The organism is Streptomyces sp. NPDC051987, from assembly GCF_040680735.1.
GTDB lineage: Bacteria > Actinomycetota > Actinomycetes > Streptomycetales > Streptomycetaceae > Streptomyces.
This window is the reverse complement of the sequence record NZ_JBFAXI010000117.1, coordinates 1-26,923: the sequence shown is the minus strand read 5'-3', so window position 1 is coordinate 26,923 and position 26,923 is coordinate 1. Positions and strand designations below refer to the sequence as shown.

The following is a 26,923-nucleotide window of genomic DNA, read 5'->3' as shown; positions in this document are numbered from 1 at the left end:
GTTTGGGAGGGGTTGGGCCCCCCGCCCACCGCCCGGCGTGGCCCCGCGCCGCCGCGGCCCCCCCCGGCCGGGGGGGGCCCCACCCCGCGCCCGGCGCGCCCGGCCGTGGCAGGGCGGCCACTCTCCGCGCCCGCCCGGCCCGGTACGGCCCCGGCGTGCGCGGGCCCGGTGCAGTGCGGGAGGGCCGGGTGCAGTGCGGGAGGGCCGGGAGCCGTGCGGGAGGGCCGGGAGCAGTGCGGGAGGGGCGGGAGCCGTGCGGGAGAGGCGGGAGCCGTGCGGAGGGGCGAAAAAGCGGAGGCGGGAATGCGGGGCGGCCGGGTCACGGTTGCGTCCGACATGACCCAGGACGCTCTTCTGAAGCTGCTCGCCGAAGGACACGACGGGGTGCTGGTCACCCTCAAGAGCGACGGCCGCCCCCAGCTGTCCAATGTCAACCACGCCTACCACCCCGACGAGCGGATCGTGCGCGTCTCGATCGCCGACGACCGTGCCAAGGCGCGCAACCTGCGCCGCGACCCGCGCGCCTCCTACCACGTGACCAGCCCCGACCGCTGGGCCTACACCGTCGCGGAGGGCACTGCGGACCTCTCCCCGGTCGCCGCGGACCCGTACGACGCGACCGTCGAGGAACTGGTCCGCCTCTACCGTGACATCCGCGGCGAGCACCCCGACTGGGACGACTACCGCGCCGCGATGGTCCGCGACCGCCGGCTGGTGCTGCGGCTGCGCGTGGAGCGGGCGTACGGCATTCCACGCGCCTGACCGCCGGGGTGGCGGGGCCGCGGACCGGCGGACACCCGCCGGGGCTCTGCTAGCCTCCGCGCGTGATCAATGGTGCACATGTGGTGATCTACACCCGCGACGCCGAGGCGGACCGGACCTTCCTGGGCGACGTGCTGGGCTGGCCGCACGTCGACGCCGGACACGGCTGGCTGATCTTCCGGCTGCCGCCGGCCGAGGTGGCGTGCCACCCGGCCGACGGCGAGCCGTCGCACGAACTGATGCTGATGTGCGACGACCTGGACGAGACGGTCGCCGAACTCACGGGCAAGGGAGTGGAGTTCAGCCGACCCGTCCAGGTCGCGGCCTGGGGCCGGGTGACGGGCCTCCGGCTGCCGGGCGGAGGCGAGGTCGCCTTGTACGAGCCGCGTCACCCGCGCCCCTAGCACCGCTCTGCTCCCGCACCCAGTTCTCCAGCCACTGTGTGAACTCGGCTGCCTTGTCCGGCCAGTTGAAGTGAGTGAGGGCCGCCTCCCGGCCGCGCTGGGCCGCGGTGTGACGCAGGATCGCGTCGGTGCTCAGCCTGCGGATCGCCTCCGCGGCCGCCCGCGGGTCCTCGTACGGGACGACGAGTCCGCAGCCGTGCCGCCGGACCATGTCCGCGGCCAGCGGGGTGGGGGTGGTGATGACGGGGACGCCGTGGGCCATGTACTCGACGACCTTGGTGGGCCGTGAGTGGCGGTAGTTGGGCTGGTCGTGGAGGAGGGAGAGACCGGCCAGGGCGCCGGGGAGCAGCGCCAGCGCGCGGTCGTTGGGCAGGAAGCCGTGCCAGCGCAGGACGCCGTCCCGGTCGGCGGCCGTGAGCGCGTCCCGGGCGTCGGGGTCGGCCGCGCCGGCCACCTCGACGCGCAGGCCGGGGCCCAGGTGCCGGGCCGTCGCTATCAGGTCCAGCGCGCCGCGCGCCCGTGACAGGTGGCCGACGTAGACGACCCGTTCGGTGCCCGGCGGTTCCGGTGCCGCGACCGGGGCGGTGGTGAAGTTCGGCACCACGGGGTGGGTGCGGCGGAACCGCTCCTGGTAGGCGTCCTCGGCGAGCAGCAGCCGCAGATGGCGTTCCGCCAGCCGTTCGGCCGCGCGGACGCAGAGCCGCAGCGGCGGCCGCAGCGGACCGGGCACCCAGCGTTTCATGGCGAGTGCGGCCGCGGTGTCCTCGTGGACGTCCCAGACGACCACCGGACCGGTGCCGGACCGCCGCCAGCGGCGCAGGGCGCCGGGCAGGGCCAGCAGCAGTTCCGGGTCGTGCAGCAGGATCAGGTCCGCCTCGTGGCCGCGTCGGGCCAGCAGGTTCCGGGCCGCGCCGACGGCCGCGCGGCGGCTGCGGCCCGCGGCCCGGGGCAGGTCGATGCCTTCGAGGTCCGGGCGGGGCCGCACCTCGCGGGCCGAGAACGGCGCCGCGTAGACGACGTGGTGCCCGCGGTCCCGCAGCGCGGTGATCTGCCGGTGCAGGATGCGCGCGTCCTCGGGGTGGTGGACGACGGTGACGACGAGTATCCGCATCTGAGCGCCTTTCGACTCCGCGGCCCGGCGCCCTCCGGCTCCGGGCCACGGAAAGGGGAGTTGCTCCGCAGGCCGGCTACAGCACCTCGACACCGGGCCGGAATATCCGCCCCCGGGTGTCGAAGAGCAGACGGGCCTCGTCGCCGAGGGCCGGGAGGTCGTACGCGGAGTGGTCCTGGAGCAGGATGGTCAGGTCGTGCGAGCGCACCGCGGCCATGACGTCGGTGACGCGTGGCACGGCCTCCCCGTCCACGAACCAGGCCGGTACGAACGGGTCGTGGAAGGCGATCTCGGCCTCCCGCTCGCGCAGCAGCCGGGCCACCGGCACCGCCGGCGCCTCGCGCTGGTCGGCCACGTCCGGCTTGTAGGTGACGCCGAGCAGCAGCACCCGGGAGCCGTGCAGCGCGCGGCCCTCGTGGTTGAGCAGGTCCTGGGCGCGCCGCACCACGTACTCCGGCATGTGCGCGTTGATCTCGCGGGCGAGTTCCACGAACCGGAACTCGTAGCCGAGCGAACGCACCTTGTAGGAGAGGTAGTTGGGGTCGATCGGGATGCAGTGTCCGCCCACCCCGGCGCTCGGCCGGAAGGGCTGGAAGCCGAACGGCTTGGTGCTCGCGCAGCGGATCGCGTCCCACACGTCGACCTGCAACTCACGGCACAGGATGGCGAGTTCGTTGACCAGCGCGATATTGACGTGCCGGTAGGTGTTCTCCAGGAGCTTGGCCATCTCGGCTTCCCGCGTGCCCTTGGCCTGCACGACCGTGTCGACGAGCTTGCCGTAGAAGGCGGCGGCCTTCGCCGCGCAGGCCGGGGTGCAGCCGCCGACCACCTTGGGCGTCTCGCGCAGCCCGTGGGTGGTGTTGCCGGGGTCGATGCGCTCCGGTGAGAAGGCCAGCGCGAAGTCCTGGCCGGCCCGCAGCCCGGACTCCTCAAGGATCGGTCGGACGATCTCCTCGGTGGTGCCGGGGTAGGTGGTCGACTCCAGGACGACGAGCTGCCCCCGGCGCAGCCGGCCCGCCACCGTCCGCACGGCGGAGGTCACCGCGCTCAGGTCGGGGCCGCCGTCCTCGCCGAGCGGGGTCGGCACGCAGATCACGACGGTCTGCGTCCGGGCCAGCCACTTGTCGTCGGTGTACGCGGTGAACCCGGCCGCCCGCATCCGCGCGACGTCCTCGTCGGAGACGTCGTCGACATGGGAATGGCCGGCGTTGAGGCCCTCCACGACCCGTGGGTCGAGGTCGAGCCCGGCCACTCTCAGGCCGACCAGTGACGCCTCCCGCGCGAGCGGGAGCCCCACGTAGCCGAGCCCGATGACGGCCAGTTCGTAACTGTCGGTCTGTTCCTCATCCCCGAGCGATGCGCTCGATTCCCCGAGCGGTACGGCCTTGTCGACCTGCATAGGGATTCACTCCGCCCTCGACGGCAGCAACGGCAGACGCCGTGTCGATCCGAAGAGCCCGGACGGTGAGCGGTTCCGGGCGCGGGGTCTCAGACACATCCAAGAGCGCGGTACGCGTCTCGGGTCGTGGCAGCGACCCTTTTCCAGGTGCGTTCACGCGCCACCAGCGCGCGGGCGGAAGCTCCCCATTCATCCCGCCGACTTCGACTGTAAAGCAATACTTCGAGAGCTTCTGCCCAAGCATGCGGAGATTCAGGCGGGATGAGCCGTCCGTTCACTCCGTCCTGCACCAGTTCTCGCAGGGCGGTGACATCACTGGCGGCCACGGGAAGACCGCTCGCCATCGCTTCGACCGGCTTGAGCGGGGTGACCAGATGGCAGACCCGTTCGTCCGTGCGCGGCACCGCGAAGACGTCCAGAACACCGTGGTAGGCACGCACGTCGCGGTGCGGCACCCGGCCGGTGAACAGGGCGGCGCCGGCGCCGAGACCGAGCCGTCCGGCCAACGCCTCCAGCCTGCCGCGCTCCGGTCCGTCACCGACGATCAGCAGCCGCAGCGGGACCCCCCGGCGGCGCAGTTCGGCACCCGCATGGAGCAAGGTGCCGATTCCCTCGTGTGGAGTAAGGCTGCTCACGGTGCCCACCACGAAGTCGTCCGCCCCGATGCCCAGCCGGGCGCGCAACCGGGCCCCGTCCGGCGGCGGCGAGAGGAAGGCCTCGTCCACCGCGTTGGGCACCATCAGGACCCGCTCCTCGGGCACCCCGCGGCCCACGATCTCGGCCTTCATCGCCGCGCCCAGCGTCAGCACCAGGTCGGCCCCCCGCATGCAGTACGTCTCCAGGGCGCGCCGGGCCCGGTACGACGGGTCGTCCGCACTGCGGCCGGGCGCCTGGGTCAGCCAGGTCTCCTCCAGAAAGCCCCGCACCTCGTAGACGACCGGCAGCCGGTAGGTCTCCCGCAGGGCCAGCGCCACCCGCCCGTTGCCGTGGTCGGTGGCCGCGTGCAGCACGGCCGGCCGCAGCCGCTCCACCAGGCGTCCGGCCAGCTCGGCGTTGCGGGCCAGGACCGCGCCCTGGCCGTAGGGCAGCCCGTACGGCAGCAGCCGGTGCTGCGGCACCCCGTTCACGACCTGCGACGGGCTGGCGTCCAGGACGCCCTGCGCCACCGGGAACCCGATCCGGGTCACCACGTGCGGATCGAGCCCGGCGGCCCGCTGGGCCTCGGCGAGCGCCTGGGTGCGCACGGTGTAGCCGGCGTGCCTGAACGGCAGACCGTTGGTGACCAGATGGAGCACCCGTCCGGGCTCGGGCCGCACCGGCCGCCCGGCGGGCGCCGGCACCCGGGCGGCGGACGGGGCGGCGGTGGGCCCGGCCGTCCGGGCCCTCGCGGCCAGGCGCTTCTCGACGGGCCGCAGTCCGCGCCGCACCCGCCCCGGCAGCAGCCGCACGCCGAGCAGCGCGGCCCGCGCGGGGTCGTGCCGCAACTCGCCCCAGGCGACGGATGCGGCCAAGCTGAGTGCACGGGGAATCCGGGAAGCACGGCGCGGCAGGCGAAGAGACGGACGTCGGGCCATGCCGCCACGGTAGGCCGACAGAGCGGAGAACGGACGACATGAACGGCCGCGTACTCCATGTCGTAGGGACCAGGCCGAACTTCGTGAAGGCCGCGCCCGTGGTCGCCGCCCTGCGCGCGACCGGGCACGAGCAGGTCCTGGTGCACACCGGTCAGCACTACGACGAACGGATGTCGCACGTCTTCTTCCGGGAGCTGGGCCTGCCCGCCCCGGACACCGACCTCGGCGTCGGTTCCGGCAGCCACGCCCGGCAGACCGCCGACCTGCTGGTGGCCCTGGAGGGCGAGCTGCTGGCCCGCGCCCCGGCCCTGGTCGTCGTCTACGGCGACGTGAACTCCACCCTGGCCGCGGCCCTGGCCGCCGCCAAGCTGGGCATCCCGGTGGCCCATGTCGAGGCGGGGCTGCGCAGCTTCGACATGGCGATGCCGGAGGAGGTCAACCGGCGCCTGGTCGACCAGCTCGCGGAGCTGCTCTTCGCCACCAGCCCGGAAGCCGTCGGCCACCTCGCCCGCGAGGGCGTCGACCCGGGCCGGGTGCACTTCGTCGGCAACCCCATGATCGACACCCTCCTCACCCATCTGGAGCATTTCGACCCGGTTTCCGCCCGCGCCGCCCACGCGCTGCCCGAGCGGTACGGCGTGGTCACCCTGCACCGCCCGGCCAACGTCGACGACCCCGAGGCCGCCGCGGCCGCCGCCCGCGCCCTCGCCGAGGCCGCCGGCCACCTCGACCTCGCCGTCCCCCTGCACCCGCGCGGCCGCGAGGCGCTGCGCAAGGCCGGCCTCGCCGACGCGCCCGGCATCCACCTGCTCGAACCGCTCGGCTACGTCGAGTTCATGGGCCTGGTCCGCGGGGCCGCCGCCGTGATCACCGACTCCGGCGGCGTCCAGGAGGAGACCACCGTGCTCGGCGTGCCCTGCCTGACCCTCCGTACCACCACCGAACGCCCGGTCACCGTCACCCACGGCACCAACCGCCTGGTCCGGCACGGCGAACTGGTGCCCGCCCTGCGCAAGATCCTCGACGGGCAGCCGGCCGCCGGCCCCGAGGGACCACCGCTGTGGGACGGCAAGGCCGGCCCCCGCATCGCCCGCGTGCTCACCGAGTGGCTGGAGCGCCATGACTGACGCCCCCCGCACCTACCCCGACGCCCCCCTCACCTACTGGGACACCCGGCACCGCGAACGCGACGACCTCGCCTCCGGCGGCCACATCGGCCTGGACCGGCCCGGCAACGAGATCTTCTACGCGATCCGGCTCGGCCAGCTCCTCACCCTGATCGGCGACCTGTCCAGCACCGCCTCCCCGCTGTTCGTCCTCGACGCGGGCTGCGGCAAAGGGCACTTCGCCCGCTCCCTCGCCCGCTGCGGCCACCGGGTGGACGCCTTCGACGCCAGCGAGGAGGCCGTCCGCCACGCCCGCTCCACGGGCGGCGGCCCCCGTTACCGGGTCGCCGCCCTCGACGAGTGGCGCAGCCCCTGGCTCTACGACGTGGTGATGTGCGTGGACGTCCTCTTCCACCTCCTGGACGACGCGCAGTGGCGGGCGAGCCTGCGCAACCTCGCCTCCCTCGTCCGGATCACCGGCCGGCTGATCGTCACCGACGAGAACACCGGTGAACCCGTCCCGCGCGGCGACTACATCCTGCACCGGCCGCTCGCCGCCTACCGCGAGGAACTCGAACCCCTGGGCCTGGACCACACCCTCTTCCGGCCGTACGGCTTCCGCGAGAACCGGGTCGGCTTCCACGTCTTCACAAGGACCCGCTGATGCGCCTGACCGATCTGCTCCACCCGCACCTGGACGACGTGACCTCGGTCGTGGACGCGACCGGCGGTGGCCTGCGGCTGGACCCCTACCTGCACCTGCCGCCCGGTGTCGAGGTACGGCGGCACGCAGACCCCGTCGGCCGGGGCGAGCTGATGCTCCTCTGCTACGGCCCCGACCTCGCCCTGCACGGCGCCGAGGCGGACTGCCTGGCCGCCCTGGCACGGATGCGGCCCGGCGGCCGCGGCCTGATCGTCTTCGGCCACCCCGGCACCGACCTGCCCTACCACCGCCTTCTCGACGCCCTGGTGGCACACCGCTGCCAGGTCCTGCACGCGGCCTCGCTCGGCTACACCCACCTGCACTCCGGCGCGGTCTTCGCGTGCACCGAGGAACTCCTGCCGCCGCACGACTGGTTCGGCCACCCGCTGCCGGCCGACGGCTTCGCCACCGCCCTGCGGATCGCCGACGAGTACGTCCTCGCCGACTTCGTCTCCCGCTCCCAGCGGGCCCGCCTGATCGACCTGGAGCGGGCCGCGGAGGACACCGCCCGCGCCCTGGAGACCGCCCGCGAGGACGGCCTCGCCGAACGGCTCGCCGCCGCCCTGCGGGACAAGGACCAGCTCTCCGCCGAGCTGCGCCGGGCCCGGGAGCGGACCGGCGTGCTGGAGTCGCGGGTGGCCATGCTGGAGGGCTCCACCTCGCTGCGGGTCGGCAAGGCGCTGGTCTCGGCGACCCGGTCGCCGAAGCGCGGCGCGGCCCGGCTGCCGGGGGAGCTGTACGAGCTGTGGCGGCAGCGGAAGGCCAGGGGCAGCCGCCCGCCCGGCGCCCGGGTCGCCGGCCCCGCTGCCGCGCCGGAGCCGCACGCCGACGACGACCGCTTCCACCTCTCCCACCGCGCCCTGTCCGTGGCGCCCCGCGACCGGCTGGTGATCACCGGCGTGCTCACCGACCGCACCGCCCAGGACTTCGCGGCGGACGCGGTGGTGTGCCGGGTGCTGCCGCACGACGGACGGCTGCTGGTCGAGCGCACCGACCCGGACGTCTTCCTCGTCCAGCTGAGCGCCTGTGCGGCCCAGGACGGCCCCTGGTCGCTGACCGGCACCGGACTCGCCCCCGACCTGGACCGGCGGCTCGCCGAACTGGTCGGCCAGGCGAGGGCGGCGGGCCGGACCGCGGTGCTGTGGCGGGACGGCCCGGCGTCGTCCGCCCCCGGCCTGTCCCTGCTGCCCTGGGACGGCGTCCTCGACGGCGACACGGGGACCGCGCTGGCCCGCCTCGATCCGGTCACCGACGGCCGGGACCGGCTCCGGGACGTCTTCCTCCAGGACAGCACCCGGGTCCGGCTGGCCCGGCTCGCCGCCCTCACCGGCGGCCCCGACCCGCTCGCCGAACGCCGGATCGCCGTGCTGGCCGCGCCCCGGGACGCCACCGACGTGGCCCGGCTCGTCGCCCAGGTGCTCGGCCAGCTGCACCGGCCCGCCGAGGTGGTCGTCGCCGACCCGGCGGGCCTCGCTCTCGACGAACTCACCGCCGCCTCGGTCGCCGTGCACGCCGGACCGCCCACCGCACCCTGGGTCGCCGACTGGACGGACCTGACCGAGGACCGGCCCGACACCCTCCTCCTCGACCTGCTCTGCGCCCAGGAGTTCTCGGGCGCCGACGCGGTGGGCCACACCCCCGCCGCCGACGACTACGCCTTCGTACCGGCCCTGACGCCGCTGCTCGTGCGCCGGGCGCTGCTGGACTCCGGTACCCCGCCGGACAGTTGGTCGCGGGCCGGGCACCGCCTGTTCGCCGTGCGTGGAAAGGAACCGTCATGACCCGCACCCTCAGGGCGCTCGTCTACGGCGACGTGGACCTCAACCTCATCGACGGCTCCGCCGTCTGGGCCCAGTCGACGGTCCAGGCGCTGTCCCGCGCGGGCTGCCGGACCCGCCTCGTCCTCAAGGCCCCCGTCGAGACGGGCAGACTGACCGACCCGCTGGCCGGACTGCCCGGGGTCACCGTGGTCCGGCCGTACGAGGAGCACCTCGTCCCCGGCCAGGGCGCGCACCCCCTGTCGCCCTTCCAGGCCTCGCAGCTGCTCGCCCGGCTCGACGCGGAGGAGCGGTGCGACCTGCTGGTGCTGCGCGGCCGCAGGCTGGTGAAGCAGGTCGTCGGCGACGGCGCCTTCGAGGGCCGGATCTGGGCCTACCTCACCGACATCCCGCAGTCCCCGGCCGAGATGACCGAGGAGGCCCGTGCCGACCTCGCCCGCATCGCCACCGCCTCCCGGCACCTGCTCTGCCAGACCGAGGAGTTGCGCTGTTTCCTGGAGGCCTGGGTGCCCGAGGCCTGCGGCCGGTCCGTGCTCAGCCCGCCCGCGGTGCCCGAGCCCGGCTTCCCGGTCCCGCACCGGAACGGCCCGCACGACCCGGTACGCCTCGTCTACACCGGCAAGTTCGCGCCCCGCTGGAACACCCTGCCCATGACGCGGCTGCCCGCGCTGCTCGCCGAACGCGGCATCAGGGCCGAACTGCACGCCGTGGGTGACAAGATCCACCAGGACGCGGCCCACCCCGGCTTCGACACCGCCATGGCCGAGGCGCTGCGCACCACCCCCGAGGTCGTCCACCACGGAGGTGTGCCGCGCGAGGAGGCCATGCGCATCGCCGCCGACTGCGATCTCGGCCTCGGCTGGCGCGCCGCCTCCCTCGACGCCAGTCTCGAACTCTCCACCAAGGTCCTGGAGTTCGGCGCGCTCGGGCTGCCCGTCGTGCTCAACCGCACCCCCGCCCACGAGTCCCTGCTCGGCGCCGACTACCCCCTCTTCGTACCCGGCGGCGCGACCCTGGTGGACGCGGTCGACGCCGTCTGCGTCGCCGTGCGGGACACCGCGGCCCGGCAGTTGGCCGCCGACCGGTGCGCGGCGGCCGCCCGGGAGTACACCATGGAGGCGGCGGCGGCCCGCTGGCGCGGCCATCTCGAACGCGCCTTCCCTCCGGCGCCCGCCGCCGTCGCCACCCGGGCCCGCCCGCTGCGGGTCGGGGTCGCCGGCCACGACCTGAAGTTCCTCACCCGCCTCCTCGACCACCTCCGGGCGCTGCCCGGCCTCGACGTGCGGATCGACGCCTGGCCCGCCCTCGCCCGGCACGACGCGGCCGCCAGCCGCGAACTCGCCGCCTGGGCCGACGTGGTGGTCGTCGAGTGGTGCGGCCCCGCGGCGATCTGGTACAGCCGCCACAAGCGGCGCGGCAGCCGGCTGATCGTGCGCCTGCACCGCTTCGAACTCGACGCCGGCTACCCGCGCCAGGTCGACATCGACGCCGTCGACCGGGTGGTGTGCGTCAGCCCGTACTACGCCCGCGCCACCCGGGACCGCACCGGCTGGCCCGCCGCGAAGATCACCACGATCGGCAACTGGGTCGACGTGGACCAGCTCGACCGGCCCAAGGCGCCCGGCGCCCGCCACCGGCTCGGCATGATCGGCATCGCGCCCAGCCGCAAACGCCTCGACCTCGGCCTCGACGTCCTCGAAGCGCTGCGCGCCCGCGACCGGCGCTGGCACCTCTCGGTCAAGTCCAAGCCGCCGTGGGAGTACTGGTGGATCTGGAACAAGCCCGAGGAACGCGCGCACTACGACGCGGTCCTGCGCCGCATGCAGACCTCGCCGCTGCTCGAAGGGGCGGTGGTCTTCGACCAGTTCGGCCCCGACATCCCCAACTGGCTGCGCCGCATCGGCCACGTGCTGTCCACCAGCGACGACGAGAGCTTCCACCTCGCCCCGGCCGAGGGCATGGCCTCCGGCGCCGTCCCCGCGCTGCTGCCCTGGCCCGGCGCCGACGAGATCTACGACCGGCGCTGGATCCACGACACCCCCGAGGCGATGGCCGACGCGATCATCGGCCTCGCCGAGCAGGAGGACTGGCGGTCCGCCGGGGCGACGGCCCGCGAACAGGTCCGGGAGGGGTTCTCGCTGGAGCGGGTGGCGGGGGAGTGGACGGAGCTGCTGGTGTCGGGGTGAGGCCCGCGGCGGCTGCCGTGGCTGTCAGCCGGCGGCTGATGAACCGACAGAACGGCGTCAGGACGCCGCCCCGGGCGGACGCGGGCCTGCCTGGAGGACCGGACGGGGCCTCAGGCGGCCACGGTCTTGGGCCGGGACGCCTCGCGGGTGGTGCGGGACCCGAGGTCCTCGGTGGCCACCGTGTGGGTCTCGCGGGCGGACAGCGCGGCGATCACCGGCGGCACGCACAGCGCGGCCGTGAACAGCGCCACCGCCGACCAGTCGTCGCCACCCGGACCCGCGATCCGCGCCGCGAAGGTCACCGCGAAACCGGCCACCGCGAACCCGATCTGGGTACCGATCGCCACGCCGGACAACCTCACCCGGGTCGAGAACATCTCGCCGTAGAAGGACGGCCAGACCCCGTTCGCCGCGCTGTAGACGAGACCGAAGGCCACGACCCCGAGGAGCATGACCAGCGGGTACGAGCCGGTGGAGATGGCCCACAGGTAGCCGAACATCGCCACCGCGCTGCCCACCGCACCGATCAGGTAGACCGGCCGCCGCCCGATCCGGTCCGACAGCGCCGCCCACGCCGGGATCGCGCCCAGCGCCACCAGGTTCGCCAGCGCCCCCACCCACAGCATCGACGTCTTCGACATCCCGACCGAGTCGCTCGTCGCGTACGCCAGCGCCCACACCGTGAAGACGGTGCTCACCGAGGCGATCAGCGCGCCCCCGATCACCCGCAGCACGTCCGCCCAGTGGTACCGCACCAGCGTCACCAGCGGCAGCCGTACGACACCCTCGGTCGCCGCCTGCTCGGCGAAGGCCGGGGTCTCCTCCAGCCTGCGCCGGATGAACCAGCCGACCACGGCCACCGCGACACTCAGCCAGAACGGCACCCGCCAGCCCCAGGACATCAGCTGGTCCTCGGGCAGCTGGGAGACGGCGATGAAGACCAGGGTGGCGATCAGCTGACCGCCCTGGGTGCCGCCGAGCGTGAAGCTGGTGAAGAAGCCGCGCCGGTTCGGCGGCGCGTGTTCGAGGCTCATGGAACTGGCGCTGGCCTGCTCGCCGGCCGCCGAGATGCCCTGCAGCACCCGGCACAGCACCAGCAGCACCGGCGCCAGGCCGCCCACCTGGGCGCGGGTCGGCAGACAGCCGATCAGGAACGTCGACAGGCCCATCAGCAGCAGCGTGAAGACCATGACCTTCTTGCGGCCGATCCGGTCCCCGAAGTGCCCGAGGAACAGCGCGCCCACCGGGCGGGCCGCGTACGCGACACCGAACGTGGCCAGCGAGAGCAGGGTCGCGTCGGCCGGGTCCGACGCGTCGAAGAAGACCTTCGGGAAGATCAGCGCGGCCGCGCTGCCGTAGACGAAGAAGTCGTAGTACTCCAGGGCGCTGCCGATCCAGGCGGCCAGGGCGGCCTTCCTCGGCTGGCCACCGGGTGGTACGGCGGTGGCGGCGGGCTGGGCGGGGACGGACACGGCGGTGCTCCTTCGGGGAACTCCAACGTAGGCGGAGTGAGCGGCGGGGGAGAAGGCCGGTTCCCAGGGATGACGGGTCGGCGGACCAGGGGCCGGGTGCTAATTAACCCACTGGGTAGTTAGTCGCGATGGGTAGGGATGTTGCGCTCGCGTTTCCCCGGTGTCAAGAGGTCGTGCCGGTCCCGTCCGGGCCCTTCCCGTGTCCGGCGCCCGGCGCGGTCAGTCCGCGGCGCGCTCCGCGGTGAGGTAGGCGATCACCATGTCGCCCAGCATGGCCCGGTAGTGCGCGCGCTGCGCCGGGTCCACCAGGTCGCGGCCGAAGAGGGCGCGGAAGGTGGCCCGGTTCGCCACCCGGAAGAAGCAGAACGAGCTGATCATCGCGTGCAGGTCGACGGCGTCCACGTCGGCCGTGAACAGGCCGGACTCCTGCCCGGCGGCCAGGATCCGGCGGATCACCTCCAGCGCCGGCGAGCCGATCCTGCCGAGCTTCTCGGAGGCCGCGATGTGCTCGGCGCCGTGGATGTTCTCGATGCTGACCAGCCGGATGAAGTCCGGGTGCTGCTCGTGGTGGTCGAAGGTCAGCTCGGCGAGCCGGCGGATCGCCGCGACCGGGTCCAGGTGCTCGACGTCCAGCTGCTGCTCCGCCTCGCGGATCACGCCGTACGCGCGCTCCAGGACCGCCGTGAACAGCTGCTCCTTGCCGCCGAAGTAGTAGTAGATCATCCGCTTCGTGGTGCGGGTGCGGGCCGCGATCTCGTCGACGCGGGCCCCGTCGTAGCCGGCCCGGGCGAACTCCTGGGTGGCCACGTCGAGGATCTCGGCCTGGGTGCGGGCGGCGTCACGGAGCCGCCCGCTGGTCTGTGCCGGTTCGTCGACGCTGGTCATCGGGTTCCTATCGGGTTGTCGTCGGGGAGACAGCCGGTGCCGGAGATTGTAGAAGCCCGTGGCGGAGCGTTCCCGGAGAGGTCTTCCCTCGCGGTCGCCGGGGTGTTATAGCTAACGTACTGGTTCGTACATTAGTGACGCCGCTCGGGAGGGCCACGTGGCCAAGGACTCGTATCTCGTCGGACTGATCGGCTCCGGCATCGGCCCGTCGCTCAGCCCGGCCCTGCACCAGCGCGAGGCCGACCGGCAGGGGCTGCGGTACCTGTACCGGCTGATCGACATCGACGTGGTCGGCGTTCCGCCACAGGCCGTGGGGGAGCTCGTGCGGGCCGCGCGGGACCTCGGCTTCGACGGGCTGAACATCACGCACCCGTGCAAGCAGCTCGTCATCGAGCACCTCGACGTGCTCGCCCCGCAGGCCGAGGCGCTCGGCGCGGTCAACACGGTGGTCTTCGAGGCCGACGGAAGGGCGGTCGGTCACAACACGGACGTGACCGGGTTCGCGGCGTCGTTCGCGCGCGGGCTGCCGGACGCTCCGCTGCAGCGGGTGGTGCAGCTGGGTGCCGGGGGCGCCGGGGCCGCCGTCGCCCACGCGACGCTCACGTTGGGGGCCGGGCGGGTCACCGTCGTGGACGCGGTGGCCGAGCGGGCCGTGGAACTCGCGGGCTCGCTGAACCGGCATTTCGGCGCGGGGCGCGCGGTGGCCGCGGGCCTGGACCGGCTGCCGGACCTGCTGACCGGTGCGGACGGGCTGGTGCACGCGACGCCGACGGGGATGGCCGCGCATCCGGGGCTGCCGGTGCCCGCGGAGTTGCTGCATCCCGGGTTGTGGGTGGCTGAGGTCGTGTACCGGCCGCTGGAGACCGAGCTGGTGCGGACCGCTCGGGCGGAGGGGTGTGCGGTGCTCGACGGGGGCGGGATGGCCGTGTTCCAGGCCGTGGACGCGTTTCGGTTGTTCACGGGGCGGCAGCCGGACAGTGCGCGGATGCTCGCAGACATCGCAGAGCTGGCCGGGAGCTCCGCAGGGCGGGTCGTGTGACGGATGCCGGTCCGTTGTGGCTGGTCGCGCAGTTCCTCGCGCCCCTGACGGGGCGCTGTCGTGGACGTAAGGAAAGGGCCATGCGTACTTCCATCGCTACCGTCTCGCTCAGCGGATCCCTCACCGAAAAGCTCACCGCCGCCTCGCGGGCCGGGTTCGACGGGGTCGAGATCTTCGAGAACGATCTGCTCGCCAGTCCGCTCTCGCCCCGTGAGATCGGGACTCGGTGCGCCGATCTCGGGCTGACCGTCGATCTCTACCAGCCCATGCGGGACATCGAAGCCGTCCCCGACGACGAGTTCGCGCGCAATCTGCGGCGCGCCCGGCACAAGTTCGAGCTCATGCGGGAACTGGGCGCCGACACCGTCCTCGTCTGTTCCTCCGTCTCACCGGTCGCGATCGACGACGACGGTCTCGCCACCTCCCAGCTGGCTCGACTCGCCGACCTGGCACAGGACTTCGGCATCCGCGTCGCGTACGAGGCCCTCGCCTGGGGGCGGCACGTCAGTACGTACGACCGTGCGTGGCGGATCGTCGAGGCGGCCGGCCACCCCGCCCTCGGCACCTGCCTCGACAGCTTCCACATCCTCTCCCGGCGGTCCGACCCCAAGGGCATCGAGGACATCCCCGGCGAGAAGATCTTCTTCCTCCAGCTGGCCGACGCCCCGCTGCTCGCCATGGACGTGCTCCAGTGGAGCCGGCACTACCGGTGCTTCCCGGGGCAGGGCGGGTTCGACGTGGCCGGGCTCGTCCGTCATGTGCTGCGGACCGGGTACGACGGGCCGCTCTCCCTCGAAGTCTTCAACGACGTCTTCCGGCAGGCGGAGGCCGGCCCGACCGCCGTCGACGCGCACCGTTCGCTGCTGGTGCTGCAAGAAGCCGTCGGAGTGGGGGAGTTGCCGCCACCGGTGGTGCCGACGGGGATCGAGTTCGCCGAACTCGTCACGCCCGACGCCGAGCCGGTGTCGGCGCTGCTCGGCGCCCTCGGCTTCGCCCGGACCGCGCGTCATCGGAGCAAGCCCGTCGACCTGTGGGAGCAGGGCGAGGCCCGGATCCTGGTCAACACCGGTCCCGCCGCCCGCCGTGAGGGCACGGGTCTCGCCGCTGTCGGCCTCGGGTCACCGGACCCGCGAGCCGCCGCCCGCCGTGCCGAGGCCCTGCTCGCCCCCGTGCTGCCCCGCCGGCGCGCCCCGGGGGACGCACCGCTCGACGCGGTCGCCGCCCCCGACGGCACGGAACTGTTCTTCTGCGCCACCGACCACGGCCCCCGACTCGCCGACTGGCGGGCCGACTTCGCCGAGGTGCCGCACGATCCGGCGCCGGGCCCGGCGCACATCGACCACCTCGCGCTCACCCAGCCCTGGCACCAGTACGACGAGGCGACCCTCTTCCACCGCAGCGTCCTCGGCCTGCACGCCCAGGAGAGCGTCGAGGTCGCCGACCCCTACGGGCTGCTGCGCTCCCGCGCCGTCACCAACGCCGACGGCAGCGTCCGGATCGCCCTCGGGGTCGGCGCCGCCCCGGCCGACGACACCCTGCACGCCCAGCACATCGCCCTGGCCGTCGCGGACGTGGCCGCCGCCGCCCGTGCCTTCCGGGCGGCCGGTGGCGGTCTGCTGCCCATCCCCGCCAACTACCACGACGACCTGGCCGCCCGGTACGAGTTCGCCGACGGTGAGCTGGAGACGTACCGCGACCTCGGCATCCTCTACGACCGGGACGCGGGCGGGGTGTTCCGGCACTGCTACACCCGGACGGTCGGACGGGTGTTCTTCGAACTCGTCGAGCGGGAGCCCGGGTATCGCGGCTACGGCGCCCAGAACGCCCCGGTACGCCTCGCGGCCCAGCACGCCGGGCGGTGAGCCACAGGCAGGGTGCGGGATTCTTACAGGTTCCATGACCGATCCTCACGAACATCCTGAATGTTCCTTGACAACCAGGACGTGACGTTCGCCGGAATCCACTCGTCCTACAGGCCGTAGCACTCCGGGGCGCGTCGGAAACCCCGGACACCGGGAGTCCTGGAGGCCGTCCGCGATGCCGAGCCCTGTCAGCGCCGAGCCGCTCGTCCGTGCCGAGGGGCCGCCCCCCTCGCCGCCGCGGCCGCGCGGCCGTGCCCAGCGCTACGAGCGCCCGATCCTCGCCGGCATCGTCACCGTCGCCGCGCTGCTCTTCTTCTGGGGCATCTGGCACAGCGCGTACCACACCTTCTACGCGAGCGCGGTCCGCAGCATGACCGACAACCCGGTCGCCTTCCTCTACGGCTCCTTCGACCCGGCGGGCTCCATCACCCTGGACAAGCTGCCCGGCTTCCTGTGGCCACAGGCCCTGTCGGCGCTGGTCCTCGGCTTCCACCCGTGGTCCCTGGTGGTCCCGCAGGCCCTGGAGGGCATCGCCTCGGTGGTCCTGCTGCACGTGGTGGTACGGCGCTGGGCCGGCGTCCCGGCAGGGCTGCTGGCCGCCGCCTTCCTCACGCTCACCCCGGTGACCGTGGGCCTCGGCCGTTCGGTCACCGAGGACGCGCCGTTCGTGCTGCTGTTGCTGCTGGCCGCCGAGGCCACCCAGCGGGCCACCGCCGGCGCCCGGCTGCGCCCCCTCGTCCTGGCGGGCGTCTGGGTCGGGGTGGCCTTCCAGTGCAAGATGCTGGAGGCCTGGGCGGTGCTGCCCGCGCTGGCCGTGACCTACCTGGTGGCCGCGCCGACCACGGTCCGCCGCCGGATCCGGGACCTCGCCGTGTCCGGGGCGGTCATGCTGGTGGTGTCCCTGTCATGGATGCTGGCCGCCGGTCTCACCCCGGCCGCCGACCGCCCCTACCTCGACGGCACCACCGACAACTCACCGGTCGCGCTGGTCGTCGGCTACAACTTCCTGACCCGCTTCCAGGCACTGGGCGTCGACGCGGCCGGCACCGGGAGCATCGTCGCCGACCGGGCGCACAGCAGGGCGTCGGCCGGGATGGGCGACAGCGTCTGGAAGATGTTCAGCCCCGGGCTGGCCAGCCAGACGGGCTGGCTGTACCCGCTGGCGGCGCTGGGCCTGGCCGCCGGGCTGGTGACCCTGTGGCGGCGCCGCCCGCCGCGCACCGACCCCTTCCTGGCCGGGTACCTGCTGTGGGGGACCTGGCTGGTGACGTTCTTCCTGGTGTTCAGCTTCGGCAGCGTGACCGGCCACACCTACTACATGGGGGTGGTGGCGGTCGGCCTGTCGGCCCTGGCCGCGACCGCCGTGACCCGGGTGCGGCGCCGGGGCGTCCTCTGCGCGGTCCTCGCCGTCGACATCGGCTGGTGCGCGGCCCTCACCCTGCACTACCCCCGCTTCTTCCCCTGGGCGGTCGGCGTCGCCGCGATCCTGGGCCTGCCCGCCCTGGTCCTCTTCGCCGTCGGCGGGTCACGTCCGCGCCGCACCGCCCTGATCGTCGCCCTCGCGGCGGTCCTGGTCGTCCCCACCGTCTGGTCCGCGTCCGCGACCTCCCTGCGCTACAACCAGCCCGGCGGCTTCGGCCGGATCGGCCCCGGCAGCATCGCCACTCGCAACGGCGCCGCCGCCCTGACCCCGGAGCAGCGGCGCGTCCTCGCCTACCTCACCGCCCACCGCGACGGCGCCCGCTACCTGGCCGCCGTGCCCCGCTGGCAGATGGCCGCGCCGTACATCCTCTCGGACAACGCCTCCATCCTCCCGATCGGCGGCTTCACCGCCCATGTGCCCTACCCCGCGCCCGGCACCTTCCACCACCTGATCGACACCGGCCGGCTCCGCTACGTCCTGCTCTCCCCGGCCGACCTCACCCACCGCGCCCGGGGCGCCAGGACCCCGGGCCGGGCCCTGGTCCGCTGGGCCATCGGCCACTGCGCACCGGTCCGTGTCGCGCGCTACACCCTGTACCGCTGCGGGGCCGCCGGGCACGGAGGCTGAACGGACCGCGGGCCCCGGACCACGCAGGGTCCGGGGCCCTCCAGGGCGGTGCGGTTCAGCCGAATCAGCCCTTGATGCCGGTCTGCGCGATCCCCTGGACCAGCCAGCGCTGGAGGAAGAGGAAGACGAACACCAGGGGCAGGATGGAGATGGCGGTGGCCATGAAGATCAGATGGAAGTTCACGGTCTGGTTGGTCATGAACGAGGAGAGCGCGACCTGCACGGTCCAGGCGTGCGGGTCCTGGCCGATGACCAGCGGCCACAGGAAGGCGTTCCAGCCGCTGATGAACGTGATCGTGGCCATCGCCGCGAAGAAGTTCAGCGAGTTGGGGACGACGATCCGCCAGTACGCGCCCCAGTAGCCGAGCCCGTCCACGCGTGCCGCCTCCTCCAGCTCCTTGGGGAATCCCAGGAAGTACTGCCGGAAGAGGAAGCAGGTGAAACCACTGAACAGACCCGGGACGATCATGCCGCGGTAGGTGTCGATCCAGCCGAGGGACGAGACCAGCACGAAACTGGGCACGAAGGTGACGGCCGTGGGGACCATCAGGGTGGCCAGAACGGCGTAGAAGACCTTGTTGGCGTGCTGGTAGGGGATGCGGGCGAGACCGTAGCCGGCCATGGAGCAGAACAGCAGGGTGCCGACGGTGCTCAGCACGGCGATGACCGTGGAGTTCCACATGGAGTGGGCGAACTCGACGGTGGGGTCGTCGAAGAGTTCGGAGATGTTGCCCCACTGGAAGGAGGGCAGCAGCTTCCAGTTCTCGCCCGTGATCTCCGGGTCGGTGGAGAGCGCGTTGCGGACGATCAGGTAGAAGGGGATGAGGAAGAGGAAGGCGGCGACGCTGACGGCGATGTACAGCCCCGTGTTGCCGAGGACTCCGCGCTTCTTGCGGTCCTTGCGGACATGCGGTGCGGTGACGGTCACTTCTCCTCCCCTCCGCCGAAGCCCATGATCCTGCCCTGGACCAGCGTGACGACAAGGATCAGCAACGACAGGATGACCGCGCCCGCGCTGCCGGCGCCGTAGTCCTGGTCGGTGCCGAGGGCCGTCTTGTACAGCTCCATGAGCGGTGTCTGCGCCCAGGTCGCCTTCGTCTGGATGATGTTGAAGAACTCGTCGAACGCCTGGTAGGCGGCGATCAGCAGCAGCAGGATCACCGCGGTCGAGGTGGCCCTCAGCTGGGGCAGCGTGATGTACCGGAAGGTCTGCCAGCCCGGCTTGGCGCCGTCGATCGACGCGGCCTCGTACAGCTCCGGCGGAATGTTCTGCAGCGCCGCCAGGAACAGGATCATGTAGAAACCGGCCTGGATCCACAGCCGCAGGGTCACGATGACCAGCCAGTACCAGGGCGGGCTCGGGTTGGAGATCCAGGACGTGTTGTCCACGCCGAACCAGCTCATGACGGTGTTCGCCAGGCCGAACCGGACACCGTTGAAGATGGACATCTTCCAGATCAGCGCCGCGGCCACGTAGGAGACGGCGGTGGGCAGGAAGAACACCGACCGGAAGAACGCCCGCATGAACCGCAGTCGGTTCACCAGCAGCGCGAGCCCCAGCGACAGGGCCCACGTGGTCGGCACGATGAACGCGGCGAACACCGTGAACGTGACCAGCGAGTCAGGGAAGTTGCTGTTGGTCAGGATCTGCTGGTAGTTGCCGAAGCCGATGAAGTGGCTCGGCGTGACCGTGTACCGGGCGTCGAAGAAGCTGAGCCAGATGCTCCAGACGATCGGCACGAAGACGAAGATCACCAGGCCGATGAGGAACGGACCGGTGAAGAGCCAGAAGTTGAGCGTCGGATTGCCCCGCAGGCCCCGCCGCGGCCGGGCCGGGGAGGCCTTGGCCGGGGCGGGCTGGGCGACCCCGCGTGCGGTGGTGGTCGACATGTCGTGGTCTTCCCGGCGGCCTATCCGAACAGCTTCTTGAGCTCGACGTTGACCTTCTTGTCGCAGGCGTCGAGCGCGGCCTCGGGGTCGCCGTTCTTGCGCACGGAGGACGCGATCACGTCGTTGAAGGCGGTGATCATGGTCTGGTCGAAGCCGATGTTGTCGAAGTGGCCGTAGTCGGTGAAGAGCTTGACGCCCTCGGCGGGCAGGCCCGACTTCAGCTTGGTGGCCGACTGGGCTATCGAGGTGCGCGGCGGGATGTGGAAGCCGTAGGAGGTGGCCCAGTCCTCCTGGTACTGCTTCTGGTCGATCCACAGCCACTTGACGTATTCCTTGGCCGCGTCGACGTTCTTGCCCTTGGCGTTGACGAAGATCGACCAGCCGCCGTTGTACACGGACAGCTTGCCCGCGCTGCCGATCTTCGGGAACGGGAAGATGCCGAGGTCGTCGCCGAGGGCCTGCTGCATGGCCGGCATGGACCACATGCCGCCCCACTGGATGGCGCACAGACCCTGGTTGAGCGAGGACGGGTCCCAGAAGTCGGTCGGGGCGTCGAGGAGGACGTGCCCGCTGGTGAACAGGGTGCGGAGCTTCTTCAGGCCCTCGATGACTCCCGGCGTGTGGTAGGCGATCTGGTTCTTCGCGTCGAGGGTGTCGGCGCCGGCCGACCAGATCAGGGTGTTCTGGATCGCGGTGAAGTCATTGCCGAGGAAGACGCCCTTGACCTTGTTCGTGGTGAGCTTGGCCGCGGCCTCGATCAGCTCGTCGAGCGTGGTCGGCACGTCGACCTTGGCCTTCTCCAGCATCGACTTGCGGTAGTAGAAGAACTGCGGGTCGTCGATCATCCGGATCCCGTAGATCTTGCCGTCGACCGTGTGGGAGTTGATGTCGTTCGGGTTGAAGTCGTCCTTGACCGGGTCGATGAGGTCGCTCAGGTCCGCCACCTGACCGCTCTTGACCAACTGCAGCTGCGGGTGGAACTCGAAGACGTCGGGTGCCTTCTTGGTCAGCAGCGACGCGAAGAGCGCGGACTCGAAGTTGTTGCCGGTGATCCAGCTGGTGCTGACATCGGCCTTCTTGTAGGCCGCCGCGTACCGCTTGAGGGCCTGCTCGGTGCCGGCCTCGCCGTAGGCGTGGAAGTACTGGGTGAGCTGCGGACCCGAACCGGACCCGCCGGAACCGCCCCGCCCGTTGTTGCTGCCGCAGGCGGCCAGGGTGCCGGCGGCGGCCATGCCCGCTGCCGCCCGGAAGAGAGACCGGCGGGACCAGTTGGTGTTGCTGAGTGCCGACATGCTGACGTCCTTGTCTGTCGAGTGCGGCTGTGCCTGACGGCCCGTGGGACCCCGGAACCAGATGGCTGAAATTGCGTTGCGGAGCGGGACGTTAACCTTCGGCTAACACTTCGGCAAGAGGTTGGACGAAGTCTGCGCGAAACGTTGTACCCCGTTCGGCATGGCGAACAGGAGGGCGAACAAAGCGAGTTGAGGGCCGCCGCGTCAGGGTGCGGCGGCCCTCGGTCCGTGGGGAGGCCGGTCGGCTACTGTCTGGTCCAGGCCTCGTTGCTGCCGCTGTTGCAGCTGTAGAGGATCACCTTGCTGCCGTCGGCGGTGGCCTGCCCGCTGACGTCCAGGCACTTGCCGGACGCCTCGCTGAGGATCTGCCCGTTGGCGTTCAGCAGCCAGCGCTGGCTCGCGTCACCGGTGGGGTCGGCGGTGGCCGTCAGGCCGGAACCCGACGCCGTCAGATAGCCGTTCGCGCCCTTCAGGGTGCCGTCCGCGTCGTACGACCACGACTGGTCCGCCGCGCCCGTGCAGGTGGCGATGGCGGCCCCGGAGGCCCCCGCCGTCAGGCACTTGCCGGACTGCCTGCCCGCCAGCGCCCCGGTGACGGCCGACGTGCCGTCGCCCTTCTGGCCCTTCTGGTCGAGGACGTAGGTCGTGATCGAGCGGGCCGCCAGGGTCGCGGAGAGGGTCCCCGAGGTCACCGACGGCTCGGCGACGTCGGCCCAGTCCTCGGTGGCCGACGTGCGCACCGCGTCCCTGGCCCGTTTCGGCGCCGCGTTGTTGAAGTGCAGACTCAGCGGGGTGTCGGTGGCGTTGTGGTTGTTGACCACGACCACCCACTTCCCGTCGCTGTCGTACGCCGACACCTCGACCCCGGCCGGCGCCCCGGTCACGTTGTGCGCGACCGAGCCGGGCCGGACGAACTTGCTGTACTGGCCGAGCGCGTAGTACCGCTTGGTGAAGTACAGCGTCTGGTTGCCGTCCGTCGCGTAGTCGGGGTCGTAGTAGATCAGGCCGTCGTTCCAGCCGACGTCGTTCTTCGCGTACGGGTCGGTGCCGTAGCCGCTGGCCAGTGCCACCCACCACTGGAAGGCCGAGTCGTGGGCGCTCGCGAAGTCCTTGTAGATGATGCGGGACATCAGCAGGGCGTTGTCGATGGTCGGGTCGTACTCCTGGTTCCAGCCGGTCGAGCCCTTGCCGAAGCAGCAGATCTCGCTGGCCCAGGACTTCTGGCCGACCGTCCGCGACGTCTCGTACACGTTGCCGAGCTGGCCGTCGCTGGGGTTGTTGTAGGTGTGGTGCGCCAGCGCGGACACGTACTGTGCGGTGCCGGGCTGCGAGATCCACTGCGGCAGCTCGGAGACGAACTGGGTCGTCTGGCTGGACTCGTCGGCGATGATCGAGGTCTTCTGGTGCCGGGCCCGCTGCTCGGCGCCGAGCGCCCGCACGATGTCGTCGCGCTGGTCGACGGTGACCTGCATGCCCTCCTGGCCGCACGAACCGAAGTCGTTGTCCGGCTCGTTGAAGGGGCTGATGTAGTCCAGATCGACGCCCTGACCGGCGAAGTGCTGGGTCACGTCGGCGATGTATCTGGCGTAGTCGCCCTCGTTCTCCGGCTTCAACTGGCCGCCGCAGCTCTGCCCGTTGGTGGTCCACTGGGCGGGCGCGCTGTTGACGAAGCCGATCAGGTCCTCGACGCCGTACTTCGCGGCGTACCCGAGGAACGTCCGGCCGCCCTTGTCCCGGTTCCAGTCGTAGGAGCCGTCGGGGTTCAGGAAGTCCTCGGCGACCCGGGCCGGGGTGCTGACCGCGACCCCGCCGCCGCCGATGTTGTAGCGGTACGCGCTGAGGTCCAGGCCCTCCTTGGAGAAGAGCAGCTTCGCCACCCGGGCCTGGACCTTGGGGGAGAAGTGCTGGAGGTCGTTGACCCACCAGGCGCCCGAGACGCCGATGTCGTCGATGGTCTGGGCGGCGTGCGGGGACACCTCGGCGGCCAGGCTGGTGCCGGTGGCGGCCGAGGAGGGCGGGGCGGACAGCAGGGGCGCGGCGACGGCCAGTGCGGCCGCGGCCGTCAGGAGGACCGGTCTGCTGCGGTGGGGGTGGGGCATGGCAACCCTTCCGTCGTCATGAAGGCGGTGCGGTACGGCTCCGTACGGGGGTGGTGCGTTTCGGTGCCCTCTGCCCCACGGCCTGCAGGGCGCCCTCCAGCGCGAACGTGGCCGCGCCCAGGCAGACCGGGTCGGTCGGGACGGGGGAGAGGACGATCTCGGTGGCGGCGAACGGCCGCCGCAGCGCGTGCCGCCGGACGGCCTCGCGCACTTCGTCGAGGAGCGGTGCGCCCAGCTTCCTGGCGACCCAGCTGCTCAGCACGACCACTTCGGGGTTGACCAGGTTCACCAGGTCCGCGATGGCCGCCCCCAGGTAACGGGCCGTGTCCCGGACCACCTTGACGGCCACCGGGTCGCCCGCGGCGACCCCGCGGGCCAGGGCGTCGATGGTCGCCGTCTGGTCCTCGGGGTGCAACAGCGTGGAGCGTGGGCTCAGTTCGCGCAGGTTGAGCATGATCCCGGGGGCGCCCACGTACGTCTCGACGCAGCCGTGGTTGCCGCAGTGGCACAGCCGCCCGTCCAGCACGAGCGTCGTGTGGCCCCACTCCCCGGCGCTGTTGCTCACCCCGCGGTACAGCCCGCCGCCCAGCACCAGCCCCGCGCCCACGCCGGTGCCGAGGTTCACGACCACGGCGTCCTCGCGCCCGCGGGCCGCTCCGAACCACTGCTCGGCCACCGCGCAGGCGCGCAGCGGATTGTCCAGGTGGAGGGGGTAGGCGATGTGGTCGGAGAGCAGGTCGAGCAGCGGCACGTCGTGCCAGTCCCAGTTGGGCGCGTACTCGGCGATGCCGGTGGCCCGGTCCACCTGCCCCGGCACGCTCACCCCGGCTCCCAGCACCCGCGCGCCCTCGACCCCGGCCTGGGCGACCACCGCGCCGACGGCGGTGGCGACATGGGCGACGGCCTGCTCGGGCCGGCTCTCCCCGGGGCGCATGTCCTCCACCGCGCGGGCCAGCACGTTCAGCCCCAGGTCGAACAGCTCCACCCGGACGTACGTCTCCGCCATGTCGACGCCGATCAGCGCGCCGCCCGCGGAGTTGACCGCCACCAGCCCCCGGGGACGGCCGCCCGCCGAGTCCTCGAAGCCCACCTCGGTGATCATCCGGAGGTCGAGCAGCTCGCCGACGAGGGTGGCGACCGTGGCCACGCTCAGCCCGGTCGCGGCCGCCAGGGTCTGCCGCGAGGTGGGGGACCGGGCGATGATCTGGCGCAGCACCTCGTAGCGGTTCGCGGTGCGGATGTCACGCGATGTGCGCTTCACGCGGCTGCCCCTCCCATCCCGTCACGGCCGGGCCGGGGCGTACGACGGCACCGGCGCCGCGTCAGGCTATGGGCTTCCCGGACTTTCGACAAGGGGTTAGGAAAGGGGCCGTAGAAACTTGCCGCGAGGCCGCCCCGGCAGCGTTGCCGGTGACCGCTGGGCGCCAACATGTCGAAACGGCCCGCCAGTTGTCACCGGCGGGCCGTCAGCGATGTCCTACGGCTGCTTGTTCCACTCCGCGATCACGGGCCACCCGTGCTCGGTGGACAGCCGGCTGACCGTCCCGGTCGCGAGCTGGAACAGCCTGCCCTCGGCGGGCGGCAGCCCCAGGCGGCGCGCGGTCAGCACGCGCAGGAAGTGGGCGTGGGCCACCACGATCACGTCGCCCGTGCCGGCGGCGAGCGCGCTCTCCACCTTCCCTAGCACCCGGTCGGCCCGCGCGCCGACCTGCTCCGGGGACTCGCCGGGATGGCCCTCGGGGCCCGGCGGGACGCCGTCGGTCCACAGGTACCAGTCGGGGCGGGAGCGGTGGATCTCCGCCGTGGTGACGCCCTCGTAGCCGCCGTAGTCCCACTCGTGCAGGTCGGGGTCGGGCACGACCCCCGTCAGACCGGCCAGTTCGGCCGTGCGTGTCGCGCGGCCCAGCGGGCTGGACAGCGCCAGTGCGTAGGCCCGGCCGGTGAGCAGCGGAGCGAGTGACTTGGCCTGTTCCTCGCCGTGCTGGGTGAGGGGCAGGTCGGTCCAGCTGGTGTGCTGTCCCGACAGGCTCCACTCCGTCTCACCGTGGCGGACCAGGAGCAGGTCCCCCACCGCGCACTACTCCTTCGACTCGACGGCGTGGCCGCCGAACTGGTTGCGCAGCGCCGCGACCATCTTCATCTGCGGGGAGTCGTCCTGGCGGGAGGCGAACCGGGCGAAGAGCGAGGCCGTGATCGCCGGCAGCGGGACCGCGTTGTCGATGGCCGCCTCGACGGTCCAGCGGCCCTCGCCGGAGTCCTGCGCGAAGCCCTTCAGCTTGTCCAGGTGCTCGTCGTCGTCCAGGGCGTTGACCGCGAGGTCGAGCAGCCAGGAGCGGATGACGGTGCCCTCCTGCCAGGAGCGGAAGACCTCACGGACGTTGTCCACCGACTTGACCTTCTCCAGGAGCTCCCAGCCCTCGGCGTACGCCTGCATCATGGCGTACTCGATGCCGTTGTGGACCATCTTGGAGAAGTGCCCGGCGCCGACCTTGCCGGCGTGGACGTAGCCGTACGGGCCCTCCGGCTTGAGCGCCTCGAAGATCGGCTCCAGACGCTGCACGTGCTCCTTGTCGCCGCCGACCATCAGGGCGTAGCCGTTCTGCAGGCCCCACACACCGCCGGAGACACCGGCGTCGACGAACCCGATGCCCTTGATGCCGAGTTCGGCGGCGTGCTTCTCGTCGTCCGTCCAGCGGGAGTTGCCGCCGTCGACCACCGTGTCGCCCTCGGACAGCAGGTCCTTGAGTTCGTCCACGACGGACTGGGTGGCGTGGCCGGCCGGGACCATCACCCACACCGTGCGCGGGGCGTCCAGCTTCTCGACCAGTTCTTCCAGGGACTTCACGTCGGAGACGTCGGGGTTGCGGTCGTACCCGATGACGGTGTGGCCCGCGCGGCGGATGCGCTCGCGCATGTTGCCGCCCATCTTGCCGAGGCCGATGAGGCCCAGCTGCATGGCTGTCATGTCAGTTCACTTCCTTGAGCGTGCGGTACGTCGAGACGAGGGCGGTGGTGGACGGGTCGAGGCCGGGCACCTCGGCGCCTTCGGTGAGGGCGGGCTCGATGCGCTTGGCGAGCACCTTGCCCAGCTCCACGCCCCACTGGTCGAAGGAGTCGATGTTCCAGATCGCGCCCTGCACGAAGACCTTGTGCTCGTAGAGGGCGACGAGCTGGCCGAGGACCGACGGGGTGAGTTCGCGCGCCAGGATCGTGGTGGTGGGGTGGTTGCCCTGGAAGGTGCGGTGCGCCACCTGCTCCTCGGGGACACCCTCCGCGCGGACCTCGTCGGCGGTCTTGCCGAAGGCCAGCGC

The 26,923-nt window shown here is 72.2% G+C and carries 21 protein-coding genes and 1 pseudogene; 9 read left to right on the top strand and 13 right to left on the bottom strand.

Annotated elements, in window-relative coordinates:
- Positions 1–336: 336 nt before the first annotated feature.
- Complete coding sequence (locus tag AB0M11_RS36835; protein WP_365712543.1) at positions 337–762, top strand: PPOX class F420-dependent oxidoreductase; 426 nt, start codon at positions 337–339, stop codon at positions 760–762.
- 62 nt (positions 763–824) lie between these two features.
- Positions 825–1,166 carry a VOC family protein gene (locus AB0M11_RS36830; RefSeq protein WP_365712542.1) on the top strand — a complete coding sequence of 114 codons (342 nt, stop codon included), beginning with the start codon at positions 825–827 and terminating at the stop codon, positions 1,164–1,166.
- Here the strand turns inward: AB0M11_RS36830 and AB0M11_RS36825 are convergent.
- From AB0M11_RS36825 to AB0M11_RS36815, 3 genes are all read right to left on the bottom strand, one after another.
- The gene (locus tag AB0M11_RS36825; protein WP_365712541.1) at positions 1,063–2,277 is read right to left on the bottom strand and encodes a glycosyltransferase; all 1,215 of its coding nucleotides are present in this window, start codon (positions 2,275–2,277) and stop codon (positions 1,063–1,065) included. The genes AB0M11_RS36830 and AB0M11_RS36825 overlap by 104 nt on opposite strands.
- A gap of 76 nt (positions 2,278–2,353) precedes the next feature.
- On the bottom strand, positions 2,354–3,676 hold the full coding sequence (locus tag AB0M11_RS36820) for a nucleotide sugar dehydrogenase (RefSeq protein WP_365712540.1): 1,323 nt from the start codon (positions 3,674–3,676) through the stop codon (positions 2,354–2,356).
- 89 nt (positions 3,677–3,765) lie between these two features.
- Positions 3,766–5,187 carry a glycosyltransferase family 4 protein gene (locus AB0M11_RS36815; protein ID WP_365712539.1) on the bottom strand — a complete coding sequence of 474 codons (1,422 nt, stop codon included), beginning with the start codon at positions 5,185–5,187 and terminating at the stop codon, positions 3,766–3,768.
- Positions 5,188–5,288: 101 nt separating this feature from the next.
- Here AB0M11_RS36815 and wecB point away from each other — a divergent pair, with 101 nt between their 5' ends.
- The 4 genes from wecB to AB0M11_RS36795 are packed head-to-tail and all read left to right on the top strand — an operon-like array spanning position 5,289 to position 11,023.
- A complete protein-coding gene (gene wecB, locus AB0M11_RS36810) occupies positions 5,289–6,377 on the top strand; it encodes a UDP-N-acetylglucosamine 2-epimerase (non-hydrolyzing) (RefSeq protein WP_365712538.1) in 1,089 nt (362 codons plus the stop codon).
- On the top strand, positions 6,370–7,020 hold the full coding sequence (locus AB0M11_RS36805; protein ID WP_365712537.1) for a methyltransferase domain-containing protein: 651 nt from the start codon (positions 6,370–6,372) through the stop codon (positions 7,018–7,020). The genes wecB and AB0M11_RS36805 overlap by 8 nt, the downstream gene beginning before the upstream one ends.
- Positions 7,020–8,840 (top strand): hypothetical protein, encoded by a 1,821-nt coding sequence (locus tag AB0M11_RS36800; RefSeq protein ID WP_365712536.1) that lies wholly within the window; start codon positions 7,020–7,022, stop codon positions 8,838–8,840. The genes AB0M11_RS36805 and AB0M11_RS36800 overlap by 1 nt, the downstream gene beginning before the upstream one ends.
- Positions 8,837–11,023 carry a glycosyltransferase gene (locus tag AB0M11_RS36795; RefSeq protein ID WP_365712535.1) on the top strand — a complete coding sequence of 729 codons (2,187 nt, stop codon included), beginning with the start codon at positions 8,837–8,839 and terminating at the stop codon, positions 11,021–11,023. Before AB0M11_RS36800 ends, AB0M11_RS36795 begins: the two co-directional genes overlap by 4 nt.
- A gap of 110 nt (positions 11,024–11,133) precedes the next feature.
- On the opposite strand, the gene AB0M11_RS36790 is transcribed toward AB0M11_RS36795, so the two are convergent.
- Complete coding sequence (locus AB0M11_RS36790; protein ID WP_365712534.1) at positions 11,134–12,495, bottom strand: MFS transporter; 1,362 nt, start codon at positions 12,493–12,495, stop codon at positions 11,134–11,136.
- A 219-nt stretch (positions 12,496–12,714) separates the two neighbouring features.
- Complete coding sequence (locus tag AB0M11_RS36785) at positions 12,715–13,380, bottom strand: TetR/AcrR family transcriptional regulator (protein WP_365712533.1); 666 nt, start codon at positions 13,378–13,380, stop codon at positions 12,715–12,717.
- Between the two features lie 157 nt (positions 13,381–13,537).
- On the opposite strand from AB0M11_RS36785, the gene AB0M11_RS36780 reads away from it, so the two are divergent.
- The 3 genes from AB0M11_RS36780 (at position 13,538) to AB0M11_RS36770 (ending at position 18,331) form a co-directional block, all read left to right on the top strand.
- Entirely contained in the window at positions 13,538–14,419 is an 882-nt protein-coding gene (locus AB0M11_RS36780) for a shikimate dehydrogenase (protein WP_365712532.1), read from the top strand.
- An 80-nt stretch (positions 14,420–14,499) separates the two neighbouring features.
- On the top strand, positions 14,500–16,281 hold the full coding sequence (locus AB0M11_RS36775; protein WP_365712531.1) for a TIM barrel protein: 1,782 nt from the start codon (positions 14,500–14,502) through the stop codon (positions 16,279–16,281).
- 175 nt (positions 16,282–16,456) lie between these two features.
- Positions 16,457–18,331 (top strand): glycosyltransferase family 39 protein, encoded by a 1,875-nt coding sequence (locus AB0M11_RS36770; protein WP_365712530.1) that lies wholly within the window; start codon positions 16,457–16,459, stop codon positions 18,329–18,331.
- A 64-nt stretch (positions 18,332–18,395) separates the two neighbouring features.
- On the opposite strand, the gene AB0M11_RS36765 is transcribed toward AB0M11_RS36770, so the two are convergent.
- The 8 genes and pseudogenes from AB0M11_RS36765 to AB0M11_RS36730 form a co-directional block, all read right to left on the bottom strand.
- A complete protein-coding gene (locus AB0M11_RS36765) occupies positions 18,396–19,259 on the bottom strand; it encodes a carbohydrate ABC transporter permease (RefSeq protein WP_365712529.1) in 864 nt (287 codons plus the stop codon).
- The gene (locus AB0M11_RS36760) at positions 19,256–20,221 is read right to left on the bottom strand and encodes a sugar ABC transporter permease (RefSeq protein ID WP_365712528.1); all 966 of its coding nucleotides are present in this window, start codon (positions 20,219–20,221) and stop codon (positions 19,256–19,258) included. The genes AB0M11_RS36765 and AB0M11_RS36760 overlap by 4 nt, the downstream gene beginning before the upstream one ends.
- A 20-nt stretch (positions 20,222–20,241) precedes the next feature.
- Positions 20,242–21,513, bottom strand: coding sequence for a sugar ABC transporter substrate-binding protein (locus AB0M11_RS36755; RefSeq protein WP_365712527.1), 1,272 nt, complete (start codon positions 21,511–21,513; stop codon positions 20,242–20,244).
- A gap of 245 nt (positions 21,514–21,758) precedes the next feature.
- A complete protein-coding gene (locus AB0M11_RS36750; RefSeq protein WP_365712526.1) occupies positions 21,759–23,612 on the bottom strand; it encodes a glycoside hydrolase in 1,854 nt (617 codons plus the stop codon).
- A 16-nt stretch (positions 23,613–23,628) separates the two neighbouring features.
- Positions 23,629–24,873, bottom strand: a complete 1,245-nt coding sequence (locus tag AB0M11_RS36745; RefSeq protein WP_365712525.1) for an ROK family protein — start codon at positions 24,871–24,873, stop codon at positions 23,629–23,631.
- Between the two features lie 216 nt (positions 24,874–25,089).
- Complete coding sequence (locus AB0M11_RS36740) at positions 25,090–25,683, bottom strand: histidine phosphatase family protein (protein WP_365712524.1); 594 nt, start codon at positions 25,681–25,683, stop codon at positions 25,090–25,092.
- A 6-nt stretch (positions 25,684–25,689) separates the two neighbouring features.
- Positions 25,690–26,568 carry a phosphogluconate dehydrogenase (NAD(+)-dependent, decarboxylating) gene (gene gnd / locus AB0M11_RS36735; protein WP_365712544.1) on the bottom strand — a complete coding sequence of 293 codons (879 nt, stop codon included), beginning with the start codon at positions 26,566–26,568 and terminating at the stop codon, positions 25,690–25,692.
- A gap of 10 nt (positions 26,569–26,578) precedes the next feature.
- A pseudogene (locus AB0M11_RS36730) lies at positions 26,579–26,923 on the bottom strand (glucose-6-phosphate isomerase); the annotation flags it as partial.

Excerpts from the sequence above, each read along its gene's own strand:
- AB0M11_RS36835 (WP_365712543.1), top strand. The coding sequence starts at position 337 with ATGACCCAGGACGCTCTTCTGAAGCTGCTCGCCGAAGGACACGACGGG.
- AB0M11_RS36825 (WP_365712541.1), bottom strand. The coding sequence starts at position 2,277 with ATGCGGATACTCGTCGTCACCGTCGTCCACCACCCCGAGGACGCGCGC.
- AB0M11_RS36820 (WP_365712540.1), bottom strand. The coding sequence starts at position 3,676 with ATGCAGGTCGACAAGGCCGTACCGCTCGGGGAATCGAGCGCATCGCTC.
- wecB (WP_365712538.1), top strand. The coding sequence starts at position 5,289 with ATGAACGGCCGCGTACTCCATGTCGTAGGGACCAGGCCGAACTTCGTG.
- AB0M11_RS36805 (WP_365712537.1), top strand. The coding sequence starts at position 6,370 with ATGACTGACGCCCCCCGCACCTACCCCGACGCCCCCCTCACCTACTGG.
- AB0M11_RS36800 (WP_365712536.1), top strand. The coding sequence starts at position 7,020 with ATGCGCCTGACCGATCTGCTCCACCCGCACCTGGACGACGTGACCTCG.
- AB0M11_RS36795 (WP_365712535.1), top strand. The coding sequence starts at position 8,837 with ATGACCCGCACCCTCAGGGCGCTCGTCTACGGCGACGTGGACCTCAAC.
- AB0M11_RS36785 (WP_365712533.1), bottom strand. The coding sequence starts at position 13,380 with ATGACCAGCGTCGACGAACCGGCACAGACCAGCGGGCGGCTCCGTGAC.
- AB0M11_RS36775 (WP_365712531.1), top strand. The coding sequence starts at position 14,500 with ATGCGTACTTCCATCGCTACCGTCTCGCTCAGCGGATCCCTCACCGAA.
- AB0M11_RS36770 (WP_365712530.1), top strand. The coding sequence starts at position 16,457 with ATGCCGAGCCCTGTCAGCGCCGAGCCGCTCGTCCGTGCCGAGGGGCCG.
- AB0M11_RS36760 (WP_365712528.1), bottom strand. The coding sequence starts at position 20,221 with ATGTCGACCACCACCGCACGCGGGGTCGCCCAGCCCGCCCCGGCCAAG.
- AB0M11_RS36755 (WP_365712527.1), bottom strand. The coding sequence starts at position 21,513 with ATGTCGGCACTCAGCAACACCAACTGGTCCCGCCGGTCTCTCTTCCGG.
- AB0M11_RS36750 (WP_365712526.1), bottom strand. The coding sequence starts at position 23,612 with ATGCCCCACCCCCACCGCAGCAGACCGGTCCTCCTGACGGCCGCGGCC.
- gnd (WP_365712544.1), bottom strand. The coding sequence starts at position 26,568 with ATGCAGCTGGGCCTCATCGGCCTCGGCAAGATGGGCGGCAACATGCGC.